Genomic DNA, 16,889 nt, shown 5'->3' with positions numbered 1-16,889 from the left:
AAAAAGCCTTACTTTCCTTTTTTCTGAAGCTCATGCCAGAGTTCCAGCATGCTGCGTTTCAGGACAGGATGTTCCTTTTGGGGGGCAATCTCCGCCAAGGGGCGGAGGACAAAATCCCGGTTTTGCATGTCCGGATGGGGCAGCGTCAAAAATTCAGTCTCCATGATCTCATCCTCAAATAAGATCAAATCAAGGTCGATGTTCCGTTCGCCCCAATGGCGCTTGCGCTCCCGCCCCATTTCCTTTTCAATGGCAAGAAGCTCCATAAGAAGGCTCTGTGCATCCTGGTCCCATATCACTTCAGCCGCCCCATTCAGGAACTCCGGCTGGTCCGTTACGCCATATGGCGCTGTTTGGATCCATGTGGAAACTTTCTGGACCTTGATGCCATGTACCTTCATCCGGCTCAGAGCGTCTTCCAAATAAGCTTTTTTATCCCCTAGGTTGCTGCCAAGGGCCACATAGGCTACCGGCATGATAGAATCGCCTCCAACATACGGATGAGCCGTACATTTTCCTTGACATCGTGGACGCGAACCATTTGGGTGCCAGCAAAAACAGCTGCTGCGGAAAGGGCCATGGTCCCTTCAAGGCGCTCTTCCGGCGGAAGGTCTCCCAGGACCTTACCGATATAGCCCTTGCGGGACCCTGCAACAAGGACTGGAATCCCGTGTCCCGTAAGTTCCGCAAGACCGCGGGACAGTTCCAGGTTGCCGCTGACATCCTTGGCAAAGCCAAGACCCGGATCAAGCATGAGTTTAGTGCGACCAATTCCCATCGCTTCACAAGCCTCTGTCCGCGTTAAAAGATATTCCATGACATCGCCGACTACGTTATGATAGGCCTTCATGTCGGCGCTCATCATGGTCTTGGGCGTACCACGCATATGCATGAGGATGAGCGGCGCGTCTTTTTCTTTGGCAACGGAAAGCATGTCGGGATCACCCGTTCCCGCCGTAACATCGTTGATGATATCGGCTCCCGCGTCAAGGGCGGCGCGGGCCGTCGCAGCGTGGTACGTATCAACGGAAAGGATGGCCTCAGGATAAGCCCGGCGGATTTCCGAAATAGCCCCGACGACACGGCGGATTTCTTCTTCTGCCGGTACGGGATCACTGCCAGGGCGGGTCGATTCACCGCCAATATCAAGGACATCGGCACCGTCATCCAGCATCTTTCCGGCCCGCTTCAAGATCAGGGAACCGGCTGTGACACGGGATCCTGAATAAAAGGAATCGGGTGTTACATTAAGGATTCCCATGATCCGCATCTTTTCATACGTAAGGGTCCGTCCGTCCGCAAGGATCGTCGCGAGCTCATGGTCTGTAAGATAGTCCTCGATATCCCTTATGACTTCATCAAGACCGAACCATCCCTGATTGGCCCTGAGTTTGTGAGCAAGGTGCCGGTACTGGGTACGGCTTCCAAGTAAAATCACATCCGTCCGTTCTATACTGCAGTTGATGGTTCCTTTGGCATTAGCAGCGTCCGCCCCCATGGCGAGCATTTCCTGTTTGATGATATTGGCGCCGGGAGCCCGTACCCCGACAAGACGCAGCGGTTCCACAACCGCCTTGGGTGCCATGAGGGCAATCCCAGTCGGATGGACCCCCATTTTTTTTAGTTCAAAGCTGACTTGATCGCAGGGAATCTTGATATACAAGGCCTAGTCCTCCTTTTCCACACAAGCAAAGGCATTGTGGTTATGGATGCTTTCCTCACTTTCTACGGTCACGCGGTACCAATCAATCCGCTCATCTTGATTGAGCCGCAGGGCGATTTCCCGGGCCGCGTCCTCAACAAAACGAGGATTTTCATAGGCTTCCTCGGTGACAAACTTTTCATCAGGACGCTTGAGCAACGAAAAGATAGGAGACGAAGCAGAAGCCTCGGCCATTTCCACCAGTTCTTCGATCCATACAGGTTTCGTGCTACGGATCGTAATCTTGGCACGGGCCCGCTGATTGTGCGCACCATATTTGCTGATTTCCTTGGAGCAGGGGCAAAGGGTGTGGATGGGGACATTGACGCCCACATCCAGATGGAAGGTCTCCCCTTTTTCCGCATGGTAATGGCAGGAAATATCAAGATAACCTGTTTTCCCCGATACAGGTGCCTTTTTTTCAATAAAGTAAGGGAAACGCATATCCAACATGGCCTTCTTGGCGCCTAGCTTTTCCTTGAGCCCATCAAGGACGATTTCCAGATCATGAGGATGAATGGGTCCCATTTCCTTGAGACACTCCACAAATCGGCTCATATGGGTTCCCCGCTGCTCATGGGGGAGGTTCACGCCGAGAGAAATCACCGCCACTGAATGCTGGACGCCCTTATGGGGATCCTTTAAGGTAATGGGCCAGCGGATGTCGCGGATGCCCACTTGTTTCAGTGCAATATGGCGCTGGTCGACTTGGCCTTGTACGTCTTTTAGCATGTTTCACCTCGATAGATAATCCCGCTCGTCTTCGTTTCCCAGACTTCCACTTCAAAAAGATGGTAGTTCGGCCCATGAAGCGGCGTTTCCAGCTGTTGCCAGACCCAGACGGCAATATTTTCCGCCGACGGCTGAGGCAGGATGTCGTTGATGAAGGCGTGGTCCAGCTTACTTACAACAAGTTCCTTCACGAGGTTCTTGAAGCGCACGAAATCAAGAACCATGCCCTCATGGTCAGGCGTGCCCTCAACTTTGACAACAAGTTTATACGTATGGCCGTGGAGATGTTCACATTTTCCGTTGTAATTGGGGAGAAAATGGGCGGCGTCAAAATCAAATTCCTTTAAGCAGATCATATGGTACCCTCCTCTAAATCAAAATGTACTTGGCGGAGTGCTTCGTAAAGCACGATTGAGACAGAATTGGCAAGGTTGAGACTGCGGGCTTCAGGCACCATGGGAATACGGATACATTCATCTTCATGGGCCATCCGAAAGGCTTCGGGAAGACCAGCCGATTCTTTGCCAAAAATCAGCAGGGAATCCTTGGTATACTCCACACGCGTATACGAACGATGCGCGTGGGTCGTCAGAAGAAAACGCGGTGCGTCAGGATAGGCCGCAAGAACTTCCTCCACACTGTCATAGTAATGAATATCGACTAGATGCCAGTAATCAAGACCAGCACGCTTCAAATAGCGGTCATCGACAGAAAAGCCCAGGGGGCGCACCAAATGAAGGGAAGCCCCCGTTGCCGCACACAAGCGGGCAATATTTCCCGTATTGCCTGGGATTTCCGGTTCAACAAGAACAATATGCAAAATGGCTGCCTTCTTTCTAATCCGTACCCATGATGGCAATCATGCCCTTCATCTGTTCATGGATATTCATGATTTTTTCAGCATAGTAGCTGCCTGTCGCCCATTTTCCGTTAAGCTGCTTCCACGTTGTCGCGTATCCCGTCTCCTTTTTGATGCGATGCACCAAATCATAGCGGGGATCGATGATGGCGGTCTTGGGAAGCCGATCCGTCGTATAGGCCATCAGATGCTGGATATGGGCCCTCACGCCGTCCTTTGGCGTAGGAAAATAAGCACCGCGCACAGTCGCACTGGTTGTGCCCAAGCCGCAGAAATTGTTCTGTTCCGGTACCACCGTACCGCCAAAGGCAAAGAACCCCGTTTCAAGGAGGGCCTGCGAAAAGGCAAGATCCCAGCGAATGCCTTCCCGGCTCGCTTCTTCGTAGTAAGCATCCACGATTTCTTCCGGCGTCGCCTTGATGGGAAGCTGCGGGTTATAGAGCGTCAGGAGTGCAATGGCCTGGGAGCGCCGCACTTCGGGCTCACCAAAGATGCTCACCTTGTCGTAGTTTTCAGGGATCTTCCAAATCTGTCCCTGCGTCATGAGCCGCTTTGAAATGACAAGGAGGTTCGGGTCCGTGACGACGCGGTGCGCCATGGCCCGCTGGCGGCGCACCAGGGGCGGCTCCGTCTGGGGAATGTCCATAGGCGCCCCATAAATAAAGACCACGGCCCCTTTGGGCGGCTTCATGGCGGTTTCCTTTTTGAGCACCGCTGTCTGGGCAGGACGCTTTTCTTTCTGGGCCCGTTCCCCCATGATGCGTTCCTTGAAGGAACCCGCCTCCGAGGATTGGATTCCCGAAAGGAGCGTCACCATGGCAAGGGGCAGGACCCATCGTTTCAAATGATATGATTTCACGATTTATGCCTCTTTATTAGGAGAAAATACGAATAGACTCAAGGCCATAACAAGGGCCGCCACAAGAATCCCACAGCTTGTCGCGTTGAGGATGCCGATACCCATTCCCCCATTGAAAAGGCGCAGGCCCATGACTACGGCAACGCCCAAAACGGCCGAAAGGAAAGCTCCCTTCGTCGAAGCCTTCTTGGTAAAAAGGCCAAAAAGGAATGGTGCCGCAAGGGACACTGTCATGAGGGAATAAAAAATAGCCATGGCCGAAATGATGCTTGCAAGATAATAGGCAATGATGATGCCCAATGCGCCGCAAACAGCCGTAATCTTTCGCGTCATGGAAAGGAGCTCCGCGTCCGTTGCGTCCGGTTTGATAAAGGTCTGGTAGAGATCCTTTGACAGGCTCGTTGCCAGCATATAAAGCACCGTGTCACAAGTGCTGACCTCAGCTGCAAAAATAGCGGAAAGAGCCAGTGCCGAAATGCCAAAGGGCATCATTTCCTTCATCGCCTTGGGCAGAGCCAGTTCCTGGTTGGAAAGATCCGGAAACGCCGCAAAAGCGCACATGCCGATGAGCATCGGGAAAAAAGCAAAAAAGAGCTGCACAATTCCGTTAAGGAGCGTCCCCTTGCGGATGGCCGGTTCATCCTTGGCACTGTAAACCTTGCCAATAAGACCGGGGGAAATGCAAAAGGCCGGCGTCAGCATAAGGAAATAGCCCAAGATCGTTGAATTTCCCATCCCGTTCCAGGAAAAATAAGAAGCCGTTTTTGCCGTATTGCCTAGGTTTGCCGCAATTTTTGTCTCCAGACCGTTCCAGCCGCCGACATAGTTTAACGCATAAGGTGCAGCCACAATAAAGCCCACGAGGATCACGGCAAGTTCAATGATGTTCACCACAGCAGCCGATTTCAGGCCCCCCGATGAAAAATAAAGGGTCACCACAATCGCCGCCATCATGATGCCATAAAGTTTCGGCATACCTGCGACCACATTAAGGATCCAAGCAATGCCCAACAGCTGCCCCGAAAAAAGGGCCAAGGTCCCGATGGCCATCATGGTCGATGTCACGCCGCGAAAAGCATGGGAATAGCGATGATCCAAATAGTCGCCCATGGTAAAAAGATTATATCTTTTCGCCACGCGCCACACGGCAGGGCCGACCACATAAGCAAGGATGAGGGACCCCAACCCGCTGCAGCCAATCCACCACCAGCTCGATACACCATGCCGGTAGGCAAGCCCCGTCACGCCCACCGTCGAACCAGCGCCGATGTTGGCCGCAATGAGTGTCGTAAAGAGCAGCTTCCAGGAAAAGCTCCGGCCGCCGACAAAAAAGTCCGATGCCCCCTTGACGTGCTTTCCAATACCGTAGCCGAGCAGAATCAAGAAAAGAGCATAACCAACAATGACAACAAGATAGGAGTTCACAACGTCACCTTCCCGAGGTAAATTCATACTGCATACAATTTTACTGTACTTACTGCAACTTGTAAAGTTAGGTTGTCCTTTTAGCGCCTCAAACGGCTTAACCTTCCTCTTACCCATCCCAACCCTTCCCTTTTCCTTTCGCCGAAGATGCGCTACAATAGAGAAAATACCTGGGTTTCATGCCCTAAAGGAGGAGTTTCCATGACCGTCCTGCATTATATCCATCATGCGGCCTTTAGCCTCAACGATGGCAAGACAACATTGCTTTTTGACCCCTATCTTGAAAATAATCCCGAAGGCTTATCGTCTGGTGACCTCAAAGCCGATTATATCTTTATCAGCCACTTCCACGGCGACCACGTAGGAGAAGCCTATGCCATTGCCAAAAGAACGGAGGCGCTAATCATCACGACTGCTGAAATCGCAAACGACGCCAAAGCCCATGGCCTTAACGCCCACGCCATGCATATCGGCGGCAGCCATGAATTCCCTTTTGGCAAAGTCAAACTCACCTTGGCCTTCCATGGCAGCGGCATTGCAGGCGGCCACGCCTGCGGCTTCATCGTCCACTTTGACGGCAGCGTCTTTTATTTTGCCGGTGACACAGGGCTTTTTGCGGATATGGAACTCATCGGCAAACGCAATGCCATCGACTACGCCTTCCTCCCCATTGGCGATAACTTCACCATGGGCCCTGATGACGCCGCCTATGCCGCCGGGCTCCTTAAGGCCAAGACCGTCATCCCCATCCACTACAACACGTGGCCCCTCATCGATCAGGATCCAGAAGAATTCAAGAACGTTGTGGAGAAGGAGACAAGTTCGAAGGTATTAATTGTTCCTTGTGGCACTAGAGTAGACTTGTAGGTTATTGCTCAGCGCATAATCGCTCCGGTAAAGCGGTTGTGAGCAAAAAAACTGTGACGCTTTGATGCTAAAACCTGTAATGCCGCCCAAACCGCCCCTTGCGGGGAACAGATCCGAAAGAATTCGCCAGAAAACATGTACCTGCGCCCTTCCGCTAAAATTTAAAGGCCCTGACCCGAACCTGCGTCTACGTTCGGGTTAGGGCTTCTCTTATGATTTTTTGCCCTGGAGCTCGATTTCTTTGATATCGACCAGCCTTACCAAAGCGGGGATATCCACCAAGCAGGCCTGGTGGGTGGTAGATGAGGAGGGGTGTTTTTTGTCAGGCGTCTTCGAATCAGCGAGTGCGAGAAACATTTTTCGATGGGTCAAAGCCTCTAATCATAAGATGCTGTCAAAGCGATTCATCTGCTGGACCGTTTAATCGAAAAATCAATTCGGCGCCCTCCCGTAGGGCGGTTTGACGCCGTGCGTTCAGCCTCTTAAGACCTTCATAGGCAGCTGTAAGGCGCACCTATTTTCCACCACAACTTCCCTCCATTGCCTTATTTTTTTTTCGGATGCCATGGAGGGACGTCTGTTCGTACGATGTTTCGTTCCTGATTGGGAATAGCTATCGTCTAGGCGCCTTCATGCCTCCTCTTATTCTTCGCTGAATATTCTTACATTTTATTTAATTTTATTATGATAAACTTATCATATATAGGTAGATGACTGTTTATAATAATATATAAAAATTGTAGATAACAGCACTTACCATAAAATATAATGATCTATATCACTCTGGTGAGAAAGAGGAGAAAACCATGAAAAACTCACTTAAACGCACTACTTTACTCGTCACCTTAGCCTTAATGTCTTCAGCGTTAGCGCGGCCCGTCATTTCTATGACAGCCATACCGCCATCAACGGCGTCATGCCACGCTACAGGGAAAAAGGCAGCACCGACAGGAAGAGCTTTTCTGAGCCGGAAAGCAGCATTACCTTGGATTGGTCCAATCGGGGAACAGATACAGGGCTTCCTCGCCCTACCGGTATTTCACTAATTTTTAACACACCGGAAATCACAGCTAAAAAAATTACGGTCATTGCCAACCAAAAAGGAAACCAGTGGAACGATAAAGGCATCATTTATGACCAGAAAGATGTTTCACACGGCAAAATCACTGCAGCGGGAATCATTTTCGTTGAAACCTATGATGACTGCATCTACATGAACTCTCCCGCCCACACAGTAGATATTACAGGCTTCAAAAAGCTCATTTTCAAATCGGCAGGAACGCCGCTTAAAGGCAGTTCCGGTTACGCCATCATGAACAATGGAATCGATAACTACCTCAATATCATTGGCAGTGAAAATAGCGAAATTGAAATGACCAACACGGAGCAAAGAGCCGTTATTGCCGATAACAGCAGTACAGCGAGGTCCACGAAAACGACCCCCACAGCAAACGCCATCCATCTTCATGCCAATGCTTCTTCTTACGCTATTGTACAGACGAAAGCGCACCATTCCTTTACAGGCGGCCAGATTGAAATCAACGGCATCGATAAAACAATCATCACAAATGAAAAAGATGGCGGGACCGCTGTTAGCGCCCAGGCGTCAGGGGAAGGAAAAGGTCTCATTGAAATTAATAAAAAGACCTCTGGCGTCGTTGAAATCACAGGTGCTGTCACTGCCAGCAACGGTACGGCCGATATTGATTTTGCCGGGGACCCATCCTTCCTTAAAGGCAACATGACGTCTTCTGGTGAAAAGGGAAAAATCTTGGCAGACTTCAAGGACGCTGATTCCCAGATGACCGGGGATATGAAGACGAGCAGTACAGCAGCCATCGATGCCACATTCTCCGGTGAAAATGCCGTCTTAACAGGCAATATCAATACGATGGAAACAAGTTATCAGTGGGGATATGGCTATGTGCCTAACCGGTCGACCGTAACGGTCACCTTCTCCGGCAAGAACGCTTCCTTTGCAGGAAATATTGATACGACACAAACGTCTAGAACCGGTACCTGGGGAAATTATGTTGATTCCCCCAATCATAGTACTGTTACGGCCAGTTTTTCGGGCCTTGGCGCTTCTTTTACTGGCGACCTTGCCTCGGCCGGTACGAGCAAAGCCAATATCGCCCTTACAAAATCAGGGTCTCTGGAAAGGCAAAGCTACAACGACGGAAGACGCCACGACGGCACCGGGAGTTCCTTTATAGTCCAGCCCACGGACATTGCCTCCGTCGACGCCATGAAATTCGGTGATAAGCTCTACTTTGCTCAGGTAAAAGAAAGGGCTGCCGCTTTCAAAGTAGATCATGACATCAAGCTCCAAAACAAAAACAGCCTCTTTGACAACACCCTTTCCATCAATAAAGAAAGGGATACAGAAAAGGCCGACTATGAAGACTGGTTCATCACCCCTGTCGGTGACGGCAAGACGCCGAACTCGAACGCCTTTACGCCCGGTTCCGCCCACCATGCCGCCATCTCCATTTGGCGTGAATCAGATACGCTTTTGAAACGCTTGGGCGAGCTCCGCTACAACCAGGAAGACCAAGGCCTCTGGGCACGCTACATCAATAGCAAGCTTACTTGGGACGGAAAAATAACTTTGATACGACCATGAAGACCCTGCAAGTGGGATATGATAAAAAAGACACGGGCACGAAATGCGACTGGTACTACGGCGGTGCCATTGAGCACACCTGAGGCAGCAGTGAATACGCAGGCAACGGGGACGGCAATCAGCACCTCACCAACATGGCCTTTTACGCAACACAGATTGGTAATAAAGGACACTACCTTGACCTTGTCACCAAAGTAGGCTACCTCAGCTCCAACTATCAGACGACCTACGGCGACAGCGCTGACTTTGACAACTGGGCTTTCAGTGCCGGTGCTGAATATGGCCGCAAGAAAGCCCTGGGAAATGAATGGTTCGTCGAACCTCAGGCCCAGCTCACCTACTACTTCCTCAAAGGCGACAACTATACGACGAAAAACGGCGCCACCGTAAACCAAGACAACACGGATAACCTCGTTGGCCGCCTCGGTGCCGTCCTTACCAAGGAATACGACAAAGAAACAAAGAATCCGAAACGCTTCTACGTCAAAGCCTCTGTCCAGCACGACTTTCTGGGAGGCAGAAGCCAGCATCTCCAGCAAAACGGCATGTCCTACTATGACAGCAACGACTTTAGAGATACGTGGTACACCGTGGGGATCGGTACGAACGTCCATTCTGACGACAAATATGCCTTCTACTTCGACGCAGAAAAGAACTTTGGTGCCGACTTCAAATCAAAATACCGCGTGAAAGTGGGATTGAGATATGAGTTTTAAAGGCTGAAGGTGGGACGCTTTGAGGCTGCAAAACTAGTCTCAAAGCGCATCGCTGAGGCGGTTATGAATTTTGAGTAAGACATACGGCCGTTTCTGCCAAAATCATTTATTTCTAGACCCAGATCTGATAAGAATATGACTAAAAGATAATATGGAAAAATGAGGAAAAACCTTAACCCGAATTTGCGAATTGATTCAGGTTAAAGCTTGATTTATATGCGGTTGGGTAGGGTTGATGCAGAGGCTTGAATCTAAAGAAACGAAGGAAAAAAATAACACCAGCAGCACAAAATCCTTGGTAGTAGAAAAAAGATTTGTCCTTAAAAGCCAAAACGAGCAATCTGCAAGGAGAAGGCAACCCACCAGCTCTTTTTCCTTAGGGCTCAATGCTTTGCCGGCTCTAAGGCGTAACGAAGAAGGCAGAAGACCTGAAATCAAAAGATTTGATTGCCTCATTTATCGTGAAATTTTCGGCGACTTTTTTAAGCGTCCAATCACGATCTTTCACTTTTCTATTCCAAGGTACAGGGAGCTTACGAATCATTTGGCGATGAACGTACCGCCTTGGTAAGAAAAATTGACTCTACGAGTCAAGTTCTAAGAAAAAAGACCGTAAGGGAAAAGATTACCACAGCCTAAACTTAAGTACGAGTTCAGGCTACGGCAGTTAGATTGCGTCCATTTGACGCATGCACCTTCAGCTTATCGGTAAGCAGCGTTTTTAGTTAGGAGTCTTACCTATGAAGTTATTGGAATCGATGCTGCTTGTCGAATCCTTAGACGAAACGCCTGGGGAAAAGATCTAAAAAACACAATAATCCAAAATTCCATAAGGAAACCTTGCCTTATGCTGCGCTTGCGTCGGCATGATAAGGGAAAAAGTACCTCCAGTTGGCTGAGATGATACGGTCATAACGGATACTTTTGCTTTTTTGTTTGAAGGTAAATGGCAATCAGGCGCCAGCTAGGTGCGTTTTTCTTTTTTTCTAGTCCCTGCTGCATTTTTCGGCGTCCACGGCAAGGACAAACATGAGGACGTAGAGGGCGTCAGCAGGGGTTGCTACATCAAGGACATAGGCATCGGTGAAATTGAGCAGTTCTTTACTGATGCTTGCAATACGGTTCCCTTTTCTATCGCGAATGGTGTAGTCCCATTCAAAGATATTGCCTTTTGCTTTCCAGCCCAAAAAATCAAGGGAGTAGCTTGGCGAAAAGAGGCTGAAGTTCTTTTTAACGCTGCCCAAGTGGCGACCGTCTGCAAATAGTTCAAATTTGGGCAGGAATGTGACTATCTTTTCTTTGACTTTACCCACTTCTTCTCCAAAGGCGTCGTAAATCTTAAGACAGTGACCCCAGGATAACTGGCCCCTTACGACAAAAAGGGTTTCTCCCTTTTCGTTATAGATGTCATAGCTATCGAGCCAGGAAAAGATGCGCTGACGGAACAGTAGTTTCATGGGGTTCTCCTTCTAATAATCAGATTGCATGTACGAGTTCACGGATTTCATCAAGTTTTTGTTCGCTCTCGGGATTTTGGGAATGAAAGTCCAGGAGCTTGGCATAGTTTCCTTCCTCCCAGGCAATCTTCCGGCTGATGGGAAAGTTCAGGTCAAAATAAAAACACAGGGCCCCGACGTAAAAGTCCATAAAAGTCGCTTTGCTTTGCGTCTTGACAAGGCGCCTTGCCCTCGCCTGCGCCATGACGGAGTCGGAGATGGACTGCTTTTCAAGGTCCGACCAGTCGACGTTCCAAACGTTGATGTTCTTTTCCCTGTACATGACATAGACGCGAAAGATATCAAGCTTGTCGGCGTCCCGGATGAGGCGGGCAAAATGAAGTTCCCGTTTGGATAAATCCCCTCTCACTTCATAGACGTTATGTTCCCCAATGGCAGCCCGGATGACGTCATTTTCCTCAGAGGACGCAATAAAATCCTTGATATGGCCTTCCTCAAAAAGAACATGGACGCCGTATTTCGCATGATCCATGGAACGATAATCGAAAAATGTCTGGTAGCGCCGCAGCTGTTCAAAGCGGCCAATATCATGAAGGATGCCAATGAGCCAGGCCAAATCAATGTCCTCTTTTTCCATGGAAAGGCTTTGGGCAATCCGTTCAGAAAGCGCTGCCACGCGCAGGGAATGGGCATATTTGAGGTTCACCCCCGGCCCAATGCCGCAAAATCCATCCACATAGGATTTAAAGGTATCCAGGATGTTTTTTCTTAAGATTTCCATCGTCATACTCCTATTAGGTTGGGGCACGCCCCCACTCTTGTAGTATACCCGTTTTCATGGATTTGAGCAAAAAAGAACCCCCAAAGCAGTTAGGGCTCTGGAGGAATTGCGTAATCAGCCGGGAAGGTGATCAATGATGAGCATCATGACGGGCGCCACGCCGGCAAAAAGGAGGGTACTAAAGGCAACGAGACTGGTTGCATAATGAACGTCGCCCTTCCCTTCATGGGCAAGGACGGGCAGGACCGTAAGTGCGGGAACGGCGGACTGCATGATAAAGGTGCCTTTTTCTGTCGCGTCAAGGGTCACACCGCCCTGTGCGGTAGCCATCAGGACAAGAATCATGGCAAAGGGCGCAACGGCAAACTTTCCCACAAGGGCAAGGGCCGTATCCCGATCCATCCGCAGGGAAGCAAGTCCTGCATGATAAAGGACGATGCCGATATAAAGAAGCGCCAAGGGCGTCACAAGACTGCCCAGATACTGGGTGGTCGTCAGCACCGCAACAGGTATCCCAACATTCCCAAGGATGAGCAAAAGGGCTGCAAAAAACGCCAATAGTGGCGGAGATAGGACCTGTTTCAAGGTGCTTTTAGGATTCCTCTCCTGAAGGCTTCCTGCCTCCGTGGGGTCTCCTGTAATGAGGAAGGAGCCAAAGGCCCATGTCGATAAGGTATTAAGGACGTAATACGCAAGAAAGGTGCTTTCCCCTTGAGGGCCAAATAAAGCAAGGTTCAGGGGCATACCAATGAAAATGGTATTGGCATTAGCAAAGGTATTGATGAAGGTGCCCCGCCTGCCATGCCGCACCTTAAAGAGCCGGCACAAAAGGAATCCCGCCGCGTAACTGAGGAGGATCGCGGCTCCGCCGAGCACCAGACCGCCGCCAAAAGAAGCAAGTTTTGACGCGTCAAGCTGACGGATGACGGAGGTAAAGATGGATGCTGGCAGGGCAATCTTCATGATAAGCCTTGAAAGCTCCGCCGAAAAGGAGGTGCTGAACCAATGAGCGCCTTGGAGCTTGTAGCCAATCCCGATGATGGCAAAGATGGGGAATATACTTAGTAGGACTTCCATGAAAATTTGCAGCATTTTCCCCACCTCTTTTCTGATTATTTATATTGCGGTTCCCATTTATAGGCCTTAATGCACGCGTCAGGATCATTGACTTCATTCCGGTTGAGGCCTTCCTTTTTAGCTTCCGCCGCCACAGCGGCCGCCACGGTTTCAGAAAAACGGTCCAATTGGGTCACCGGCGGAAGGACGGCTGCACCCGGTTTGGTCGGATCGACAATGCCGCCAATGGAATGGGCTGCAACAGAAATCATGCGGTCTGTCAAAAGCTTTGCCCCGGACGCAATGACGCCAAGACCAAGGCCCGGATAGATGAGGGCGTTATTAGCCTGCCCGATTTCGTACGTCACGCCCTTATATTCCACCGGCTTGGAAGGAATCCCCGTAGCGACAAGGGCACGGCCTTCGGTCCAGGCAATGAGGTCACTGGCCCTAGCTTCGGCAAGTTCCGTCGGGTTGCTAAGCGGAAAGATGATGGGCCGCTTCGTATGGGAAGCCATTTCCTTGACAATCGTTTCTGTAAAGGCCCCTGATTGTGTCGATGTCCCAACAAGGATAGTCGGATGAATGACTTTTACTGCGGCTTCTAAGGTCGTCAGATGAGACGCATCGGCAAATTCACTGCGTTTCCGGGCAAAGGGCTTTTGCTCTGGTGTCAGGTCATCCATATCTTCAAAAAGCAGGCCCTGCCGATCAACAAGGTAGAATTTCTGACGGGCTTCCTTTTCCGTAAGACCCTGGTCGAGCATTTCCTGGTAAATCCGATGGGCAATGCCGCAGCCGGCCGTCCCAGCGCCAAAGCACAGATAGGTCTGGTCCTTGAGGGCCTCACCGGAAATCCGGAGGGCGCCCAAGATACCGGCAAGGGAAATAATGCCGGTTCCTTCAATGTCGTCATTAAAGACGGGATAGCGATCCACATATCGGTTCAGGATCTTGGCAGCATGTGACCGTCCAAAATCTTCAAAGTGCAGATAAAGGTGCGGGAACATCCCTTCCACAAGGGCAACAAAGCGATCAACAAAATCATCATAGGCGGTGCCGGTGACGCGTTTTTCGTGAAGTCCTAGGTAGAGTGGATCTTGAAGGAGGCTTTCCCGATTGGTTCCGGCATCGAGGACAACGGGCAGGACGCGGGCTGGATCAAGACCGGCCGCGGCTGTATAGACCATGAGCTTTCCCACGGAAATACTCACGCCATTGGTGCCCCAGTCCCCAATACCGAGGATGGCTTCCGCGTCCGTGACGACAATAAGGTCAATGTCACGGCCTTCCGCGGCATTTCGGATTGCCGTTTCCATCTGTTCTGGATGGACAATGGAAAGATAGGCCGCGTTTTGCGGCGTTACAAAAAATTCACTGTATCCGCGGATGCTTTCAGCAATGCCCGGATCATAGACAATGGGCATGAATTCCGCAATATGCTCTTTAAAGACACGGAAGAACAAGGTCCGATTACGGCTGAATATATTCATCAGATAATGCCGTTTTTCCGTCACATTCGGCTTTTTTTCGACATTGGCATACACCTGACTAGCCTGTTCTTCCAGGGACTGGACGGTTGGAGGGAGGATACCTACCAGCCCGTACTGCTCGCGTTCGGTTTCTGTAAAGGCCGTTCCTTTGTTAAGAAATGGATCGTTTAATAAGGCATATCCTTTTTTCATGTTATCCTCTCCTTTTCCGTTTCCCTTCTCTTTTAAACTACTTCAATAAAGAAAATGACCCATACCAAAACTCATATACGGGAAAGTAAGTCCAAGGCGGGCCTATCTTCCAAGAGCTTCCGCCATGAGGGAAAACGCCTTTCAGGATGTTTCCCTCATGGCGGAAGCTCTTCCCTTATGGGGATGAGATCCTTTCCTTATTTTTATATTATATCAAAAGAAACTTTTTTGATGAAGTCTCATTCTGACACCTCTTCTCTTTCAAATTGACATATCCTCTAGCTTTCAATCTATGATATAGTTGGAAGTAGTCTGATCACAATCAGATTCGCTTTATTGACCGATCAGGAGGAAAGCCCTATGGTGACTTATGATTATTACCGCATCTTCTATTACGCCGCCCTTTTCAAAAGTTTTTCCAAAGCGGCGGAAGTCCTTACCAGCAATCAACCCAATATTGCCCGAACCATTACCCGCCTGGAAAGTGAACTGAGCTGCAAACTCTTCATCCGCTCCCATCGCGGGGTCACACTGACGCCAGAAGGAGAAGCCCTCTTCAAGCATGTAGCCATTGCCTGTGAACAGCTTGACCTGGGAAGAGAAGTCATTTCTGAAATGCGAGGACTCAAGACGGGCATCGTTTCCATCGGAGCCAGTGAAACGGCCCTGCGCCTTTTTCTCTTGGACCGCATCGTATCATTCCACAAGGCCTATCCCGGCGTCCATCTCAAGATCCGCAACAGCCAAACGCCCGATACCCTTGAAGCCCTTGAGTGCGGACAAGTGGAAATGGCGATCATTTCCGCTCCTTTCAAGATTGGGAAGGAATACCACGATGAGACCATCTATCAGTTTGAGGATATCCTGATTGCAAGCGCTGAGGCGCTGCCGGTTGTAAAGAACATTCATTCCCTCAAGGATCTTGCCGCGCTCCCCCTCATTTCTCTGCCAAGAAACAGCAGCAGCTATGAATTTTATGTGTCCTATTTCTTTAAAGAGCAGCTGAAATACCAACCCATGATTGAAACAGAAACGGCCGACCAGGTTCTGTCCCTTGTGGAACATAATCTGGGCGTTGGCTTTTTCCCGGCCTCTGCGGCGCAGGAATTCATTGATGCCGGCCGGATTGTCAAGGTTCCGCTTGACCTATCCCCCATCCTGCGTAAAACGCATCTTGTCTATCACCCGCAACGGGTTCGGGGTCTTGCCGCCTTAAAAGCCATCGAATTCATCACAAACCCGGCCACCTTTTAAAAGCCGTGGGAAAGGGAAAAATCCTCGCGGTTTTCTCGTTTTCCCAATTTAAAAAACAGCCCACACCAGGATGATCTGGCAATGGGCTGTTTCTTTTTTCGTAAAGGGCTCACTTTTTTTCACGGGGACAGGAAATATCGACGAGCATTTCAATCATATGGTGAAGAAGACGGGAAGCCTCTCCGTCTGCCGCCGTATAATACATTTCCTTACCGACGCGACGGCTTTTGATGAGCCCCTGCGCTTTAAGGACTTTTAAATGATGGGAAAGGGCCGGACTGCTCATCCCCATCAGGGCAGACAGGTTGATGACACATTCTTCATAGTGGCAAAGAAGCCAAAAGAGTTTCAGCCTTTTGGGATCCGACACACTGTGAAAGATTTCCGATACAGCGGAAAAGTCGCCGTCCTTGGGCATATCTTCAAGAACATAGCTTGGGTTCTTCCCATGCTGATGCGGCAGTTGGACCATCAGCATCGCTCCTTTCGATGTTCACACATAAATCAGCGGTTGTTGGGGATGATTTCCAGCCAATAATGGTCGGGGTCTTCGATAAAATAGATGCCCATCTGCGGGTTTTCGAAACAGATGCAGCCCATTTCCTCATGTTTCTTGTGGAAGGCTTCAAAATCATCCACGCCAAAGGCGAGATGGAATTCATTATCTCCCAGATTATAGGGTTCTTTGCGGTCCTTGAGATACGTCAGTTCCAATTCATGGCTCGTTTGTCCATCTGTCAGGTAAACAAGGATGAAGCCCGGCGTTTCAAGGCGGCGTTTTTCCGTAAGACCCAGGGCCTCCTTGTAAAAAGCAAGGCTCTTATCAAGATCAAGGACGTTAAAGTTATTATGCAGAAATTTTGCTTTCAT

At 49.9% G+C, this 16,889-nt stretch carries 17 protein-coding genes and 1 pseudogene; 5 read left to right on the top strand and 13 right to left on the bottom strand.

What is annotated here, in order from left to right:
• Window positions 1-8: 8 nt before the first annotated feature.
• From folK to DW817_RS05355, 7 genes are read right to left on the bottom strand one after another with little or no spacing between them, the layout of a single operon-like run.
• On the bottom strand, window positions 9-476 hold the full coding sequence (folK, locus tag DW817_RS05385) for a 2-amino-4-hydroxy-6-hydroxymethyldihydropteridine diphosphokinase (RefSeq protein WP_009016413.1): 468 nt from the start codon (window positions 474-476) through the stop codon (window positions 9-11).
• A complete protein-coding gene (folP, locus tag DW817_RS05380) occupies window positions 467-1,663 on the bottom strand; it encodes a dihydropteroate synthase (protein ID WP_009016412.1) in 1,197 nt (398 codons plus the stop codon). Before folP ends, folK begins: the two co-directional genes overlap by 10 nt.
• Window positions 1,664-1,666: 3 nt before the next feature.
• The gene (gene folE2 / locus DW817_RS05375; protein ID WP_009016411.1) at window positions 1,667-2,434 is read right to left on the bottom strand and encodes a GTP cyclohydrolase FolE2; all 768 of its coding nucleotides are present in this window, start codon (window positions 2,432-2,434) and stop codon (window positions 1,667-1,669) included.
• On the bottom strand, window positions 2,428-2,790 hold the full coding sequence (queD, locus tag DW817_RS05370; protein WP_009016410.1) for a 6-carboxytetrahydropterin synthase QueD: 363 nt from the start codon (window positions 2,788-2,790) through the stop codon (window positions 2,428-2,430). The genes folE2 and queD overlap by 7 nt, the downstream gene beginning before the upstream one ends.
• The gene (locus DW817_RS05365) at window positions 2,787-3,254 is read right to left on the bottom strand and encodes a tRNA (cytidine(34)-2'-O)-methyltransferase (RefSeq protein ID WP_009016409.1); all 468 of its coding nucleotides are present in this window, start codon (window positions 3,252-3,254) and stop codon (window positions 2,787-2,789) included. The genes queD and DW817_RS05365 overlap by 4 nt, the downstream gene beginning before the upstream one ends.
• Before the next feature lie 16 nt (window positions 3,255-3,270).
• Entirely contained in the window at window positions 3,271-4,152 is an 882-nt protein-coding gene (locus tag DW817_RS05360; protein ID WP_021736500.1) for a glucosaminidase domain-containing protein, read from the bottom strand.
• Window positions 4,153-4,155: 3 nt separating this feature from the next.
• The gene (locus DW817_RS05355) at window positions 4,156-5,577 is read right to left on the bottom strand and encodes a sodium:solute symporter family protein (RefSeq protein ID WP_120111372.1); all 1,422 of its coding nucleotides are present in this window, start codon (window positions 5,575-5,577) and stop codon (window positions 4,156-4,158) included.
• Between the two features lie 201 nt (window positions 5,578-5,778).
• Here DW817_RS05355 and DW817_RS05350 point away from each other — a divergent pair, with 201 nt between their 5' ends.
• From DW817_RS05350 to DW817_RS10615, 4 genes and pseudogenes are all read left to right on the top strand, one after another.
• Window positions 5,779-6,444: a metal-dependent hydrolase gene (locus DW817_RS05350; protein ID WP_016459489.1), complete on the top strand. Its 666-nt coding sequence runs from the start codon at window positions 5,779-5,781 to the stop codon at window positions 6,442-6,444.
• 985 nt (window positions 6,445-7,429) lie between these two features.
• Window positions 7,430-9,070 (top strand): hypothetical protein, encoded by a 1,641-nt coding sequence (locus tag DW817_RS05345; RefSeq protein ID WP_243634072.1) that lies wholly within the window; start codon window positions 7,430-7,432, stop codon window positions 9,068-9,070.
• 107 nt (window positions 9,071-9,177) lie between these two features.
• Window positions 9,178-9,786, top strand: a pseudogene (locus tag DW817_RS05340) (autotransporter outer membrane beta-barrel domain-containing protein); the annotation flags it as partial.
• A gap of 235 nt (window positions 9,787-10,021) precedes the next feature.
• Window positions 10,022-10,357: a hypothetical protein gene (locus tag DW817_RS10615; RefSeq protein ID WP_026385511.1), complete on the top strand. Its 336-nt coding sequence runs from the start codon at window positions 10,022-10,024 to the stop codon at window positions 10,355-10,357.
• 415 nt (window positions 10,358-10,772) lie between these two features.
• On the opposite strand, the gene DW817_RS05335 is transcribed toward DW817_RS10615, so the two are convergent.
• The 4 genes from DW817_RS05335 to DW817_RS05320 all read right to left on the bottom strand — a co-directional run bounded on the left by DW817_RS05335 (window position 10,773) and on the right by DW817_RS05320 (window position 14,765).
• Window positions 10,773-11,243, bottom strand: coding sequence for an LURP-one-related/scramblase family protein (locus DW817_RS05335; RefSeq protein WP_009016336.1), 471 nt, complete (start codon window positions 11,241-11,243; stop codon window positions 10,773-10,775).
• Between the two features lie 19 nt (window positions 11,244-11,262).
• Window positions 11,263-12,024, bottom strand: coding sequence for an HD domain-containing protein (locus DW817_RS05330; RefSeq protein WP_016459487.1), 762 nt, complete (start codon window positions 12,022-12,024; stop codon window positions 11,263-11,265).
• A 114-nt stretch (window positions 12,025-12,138) separates the two neighbouring features.
• Window positions 12,139-13,116 (bottom strand): AEC family transporter, encoded by a 978-nt coding sequence (locus DW817_RS05325; protein WP_243634071.1) that lies wholly within the window; start codon window positions 13,114-13,116, stop codon window positions 12,139-12,141.
• 20 nt (window positions 13,117-13,136) lie between these two features.
• Window positions 13,137-14,765 carry a malolactic enzyme gene (locus DW817_RS05320; protein WP_009016339.1) on the bottom strand — a complete coding sequence of 543 codons (1,629 nt, stop codon included), beginning with the start codon at window positions 14,763-14,765 and terminating at the stop codon, window positions 13,137-13,139.
• Window positions 14,766-15,125: 360 nt separating this feature from the next.
• On the opposite strand from DW817_RS05320, the gene DW817_RS05315 reads away from it, so the two are divergent.
• The gene (locus tag DW817_RS05315; RefSeq protein ID WP_009016340.1) at window positions 15,126-16,019 is read left to right on the top strand and encodes a LysR family transcriptional regulator; all 894 of its coding nucleotides are present in this window, start codon (window positions 15,126-15,128) and stop codon (window positions 16,017-16,019) included.
• 109 nt (window positions 16,020-16,128) lie between these two features.
• On the opposite strand, the gene DW817_RS05310 is transcribed toward DW817_RS05315, so the two are convergent.
• Together DW817_RS05310 and DW817_RS05305 are read right to left on the bottom strand one after the other, a co-directional pair.
• Window positions 16,129-16,491, bottom strand: coding sequence for a helix-turn-helix transcriptional regulator (locus DW817_RS05310; RefSeq protein ID WP_009016341.1), 363 nt, complete (start codon window positions 16,489-16,491; stop codon window positions 16,129-16,131).
• A gap of 32 nt (window positions 16,492-16,523) precedes the next feature.
• A complete protein-coding gene (locus DW817_RS05305; protein ID WP_014128667.1) occupies window positions 16,524-16,889 on the bottom strand; it encodes a VOC family protein in 366 nt (121 codons plus the stop codon).

The sequence above is a fragment of the Acidaminococcus sp. AM33-14BH genome, assembly GCF_003603525.1.
In the GTDB taxonomy this organism is placed as follows: domain Bacteria; phylum Bacillota; class Negativicutes; order Acidaminococcales; family Acidaminococcaceae; genus Acidaminococcus; species Acidaminococcus intestini.
The sequence above is the reverse complement of the archived record's forward strand: the minus strand, read 5'-3'. Positions and strand labels throughout refer to the sequence as shown.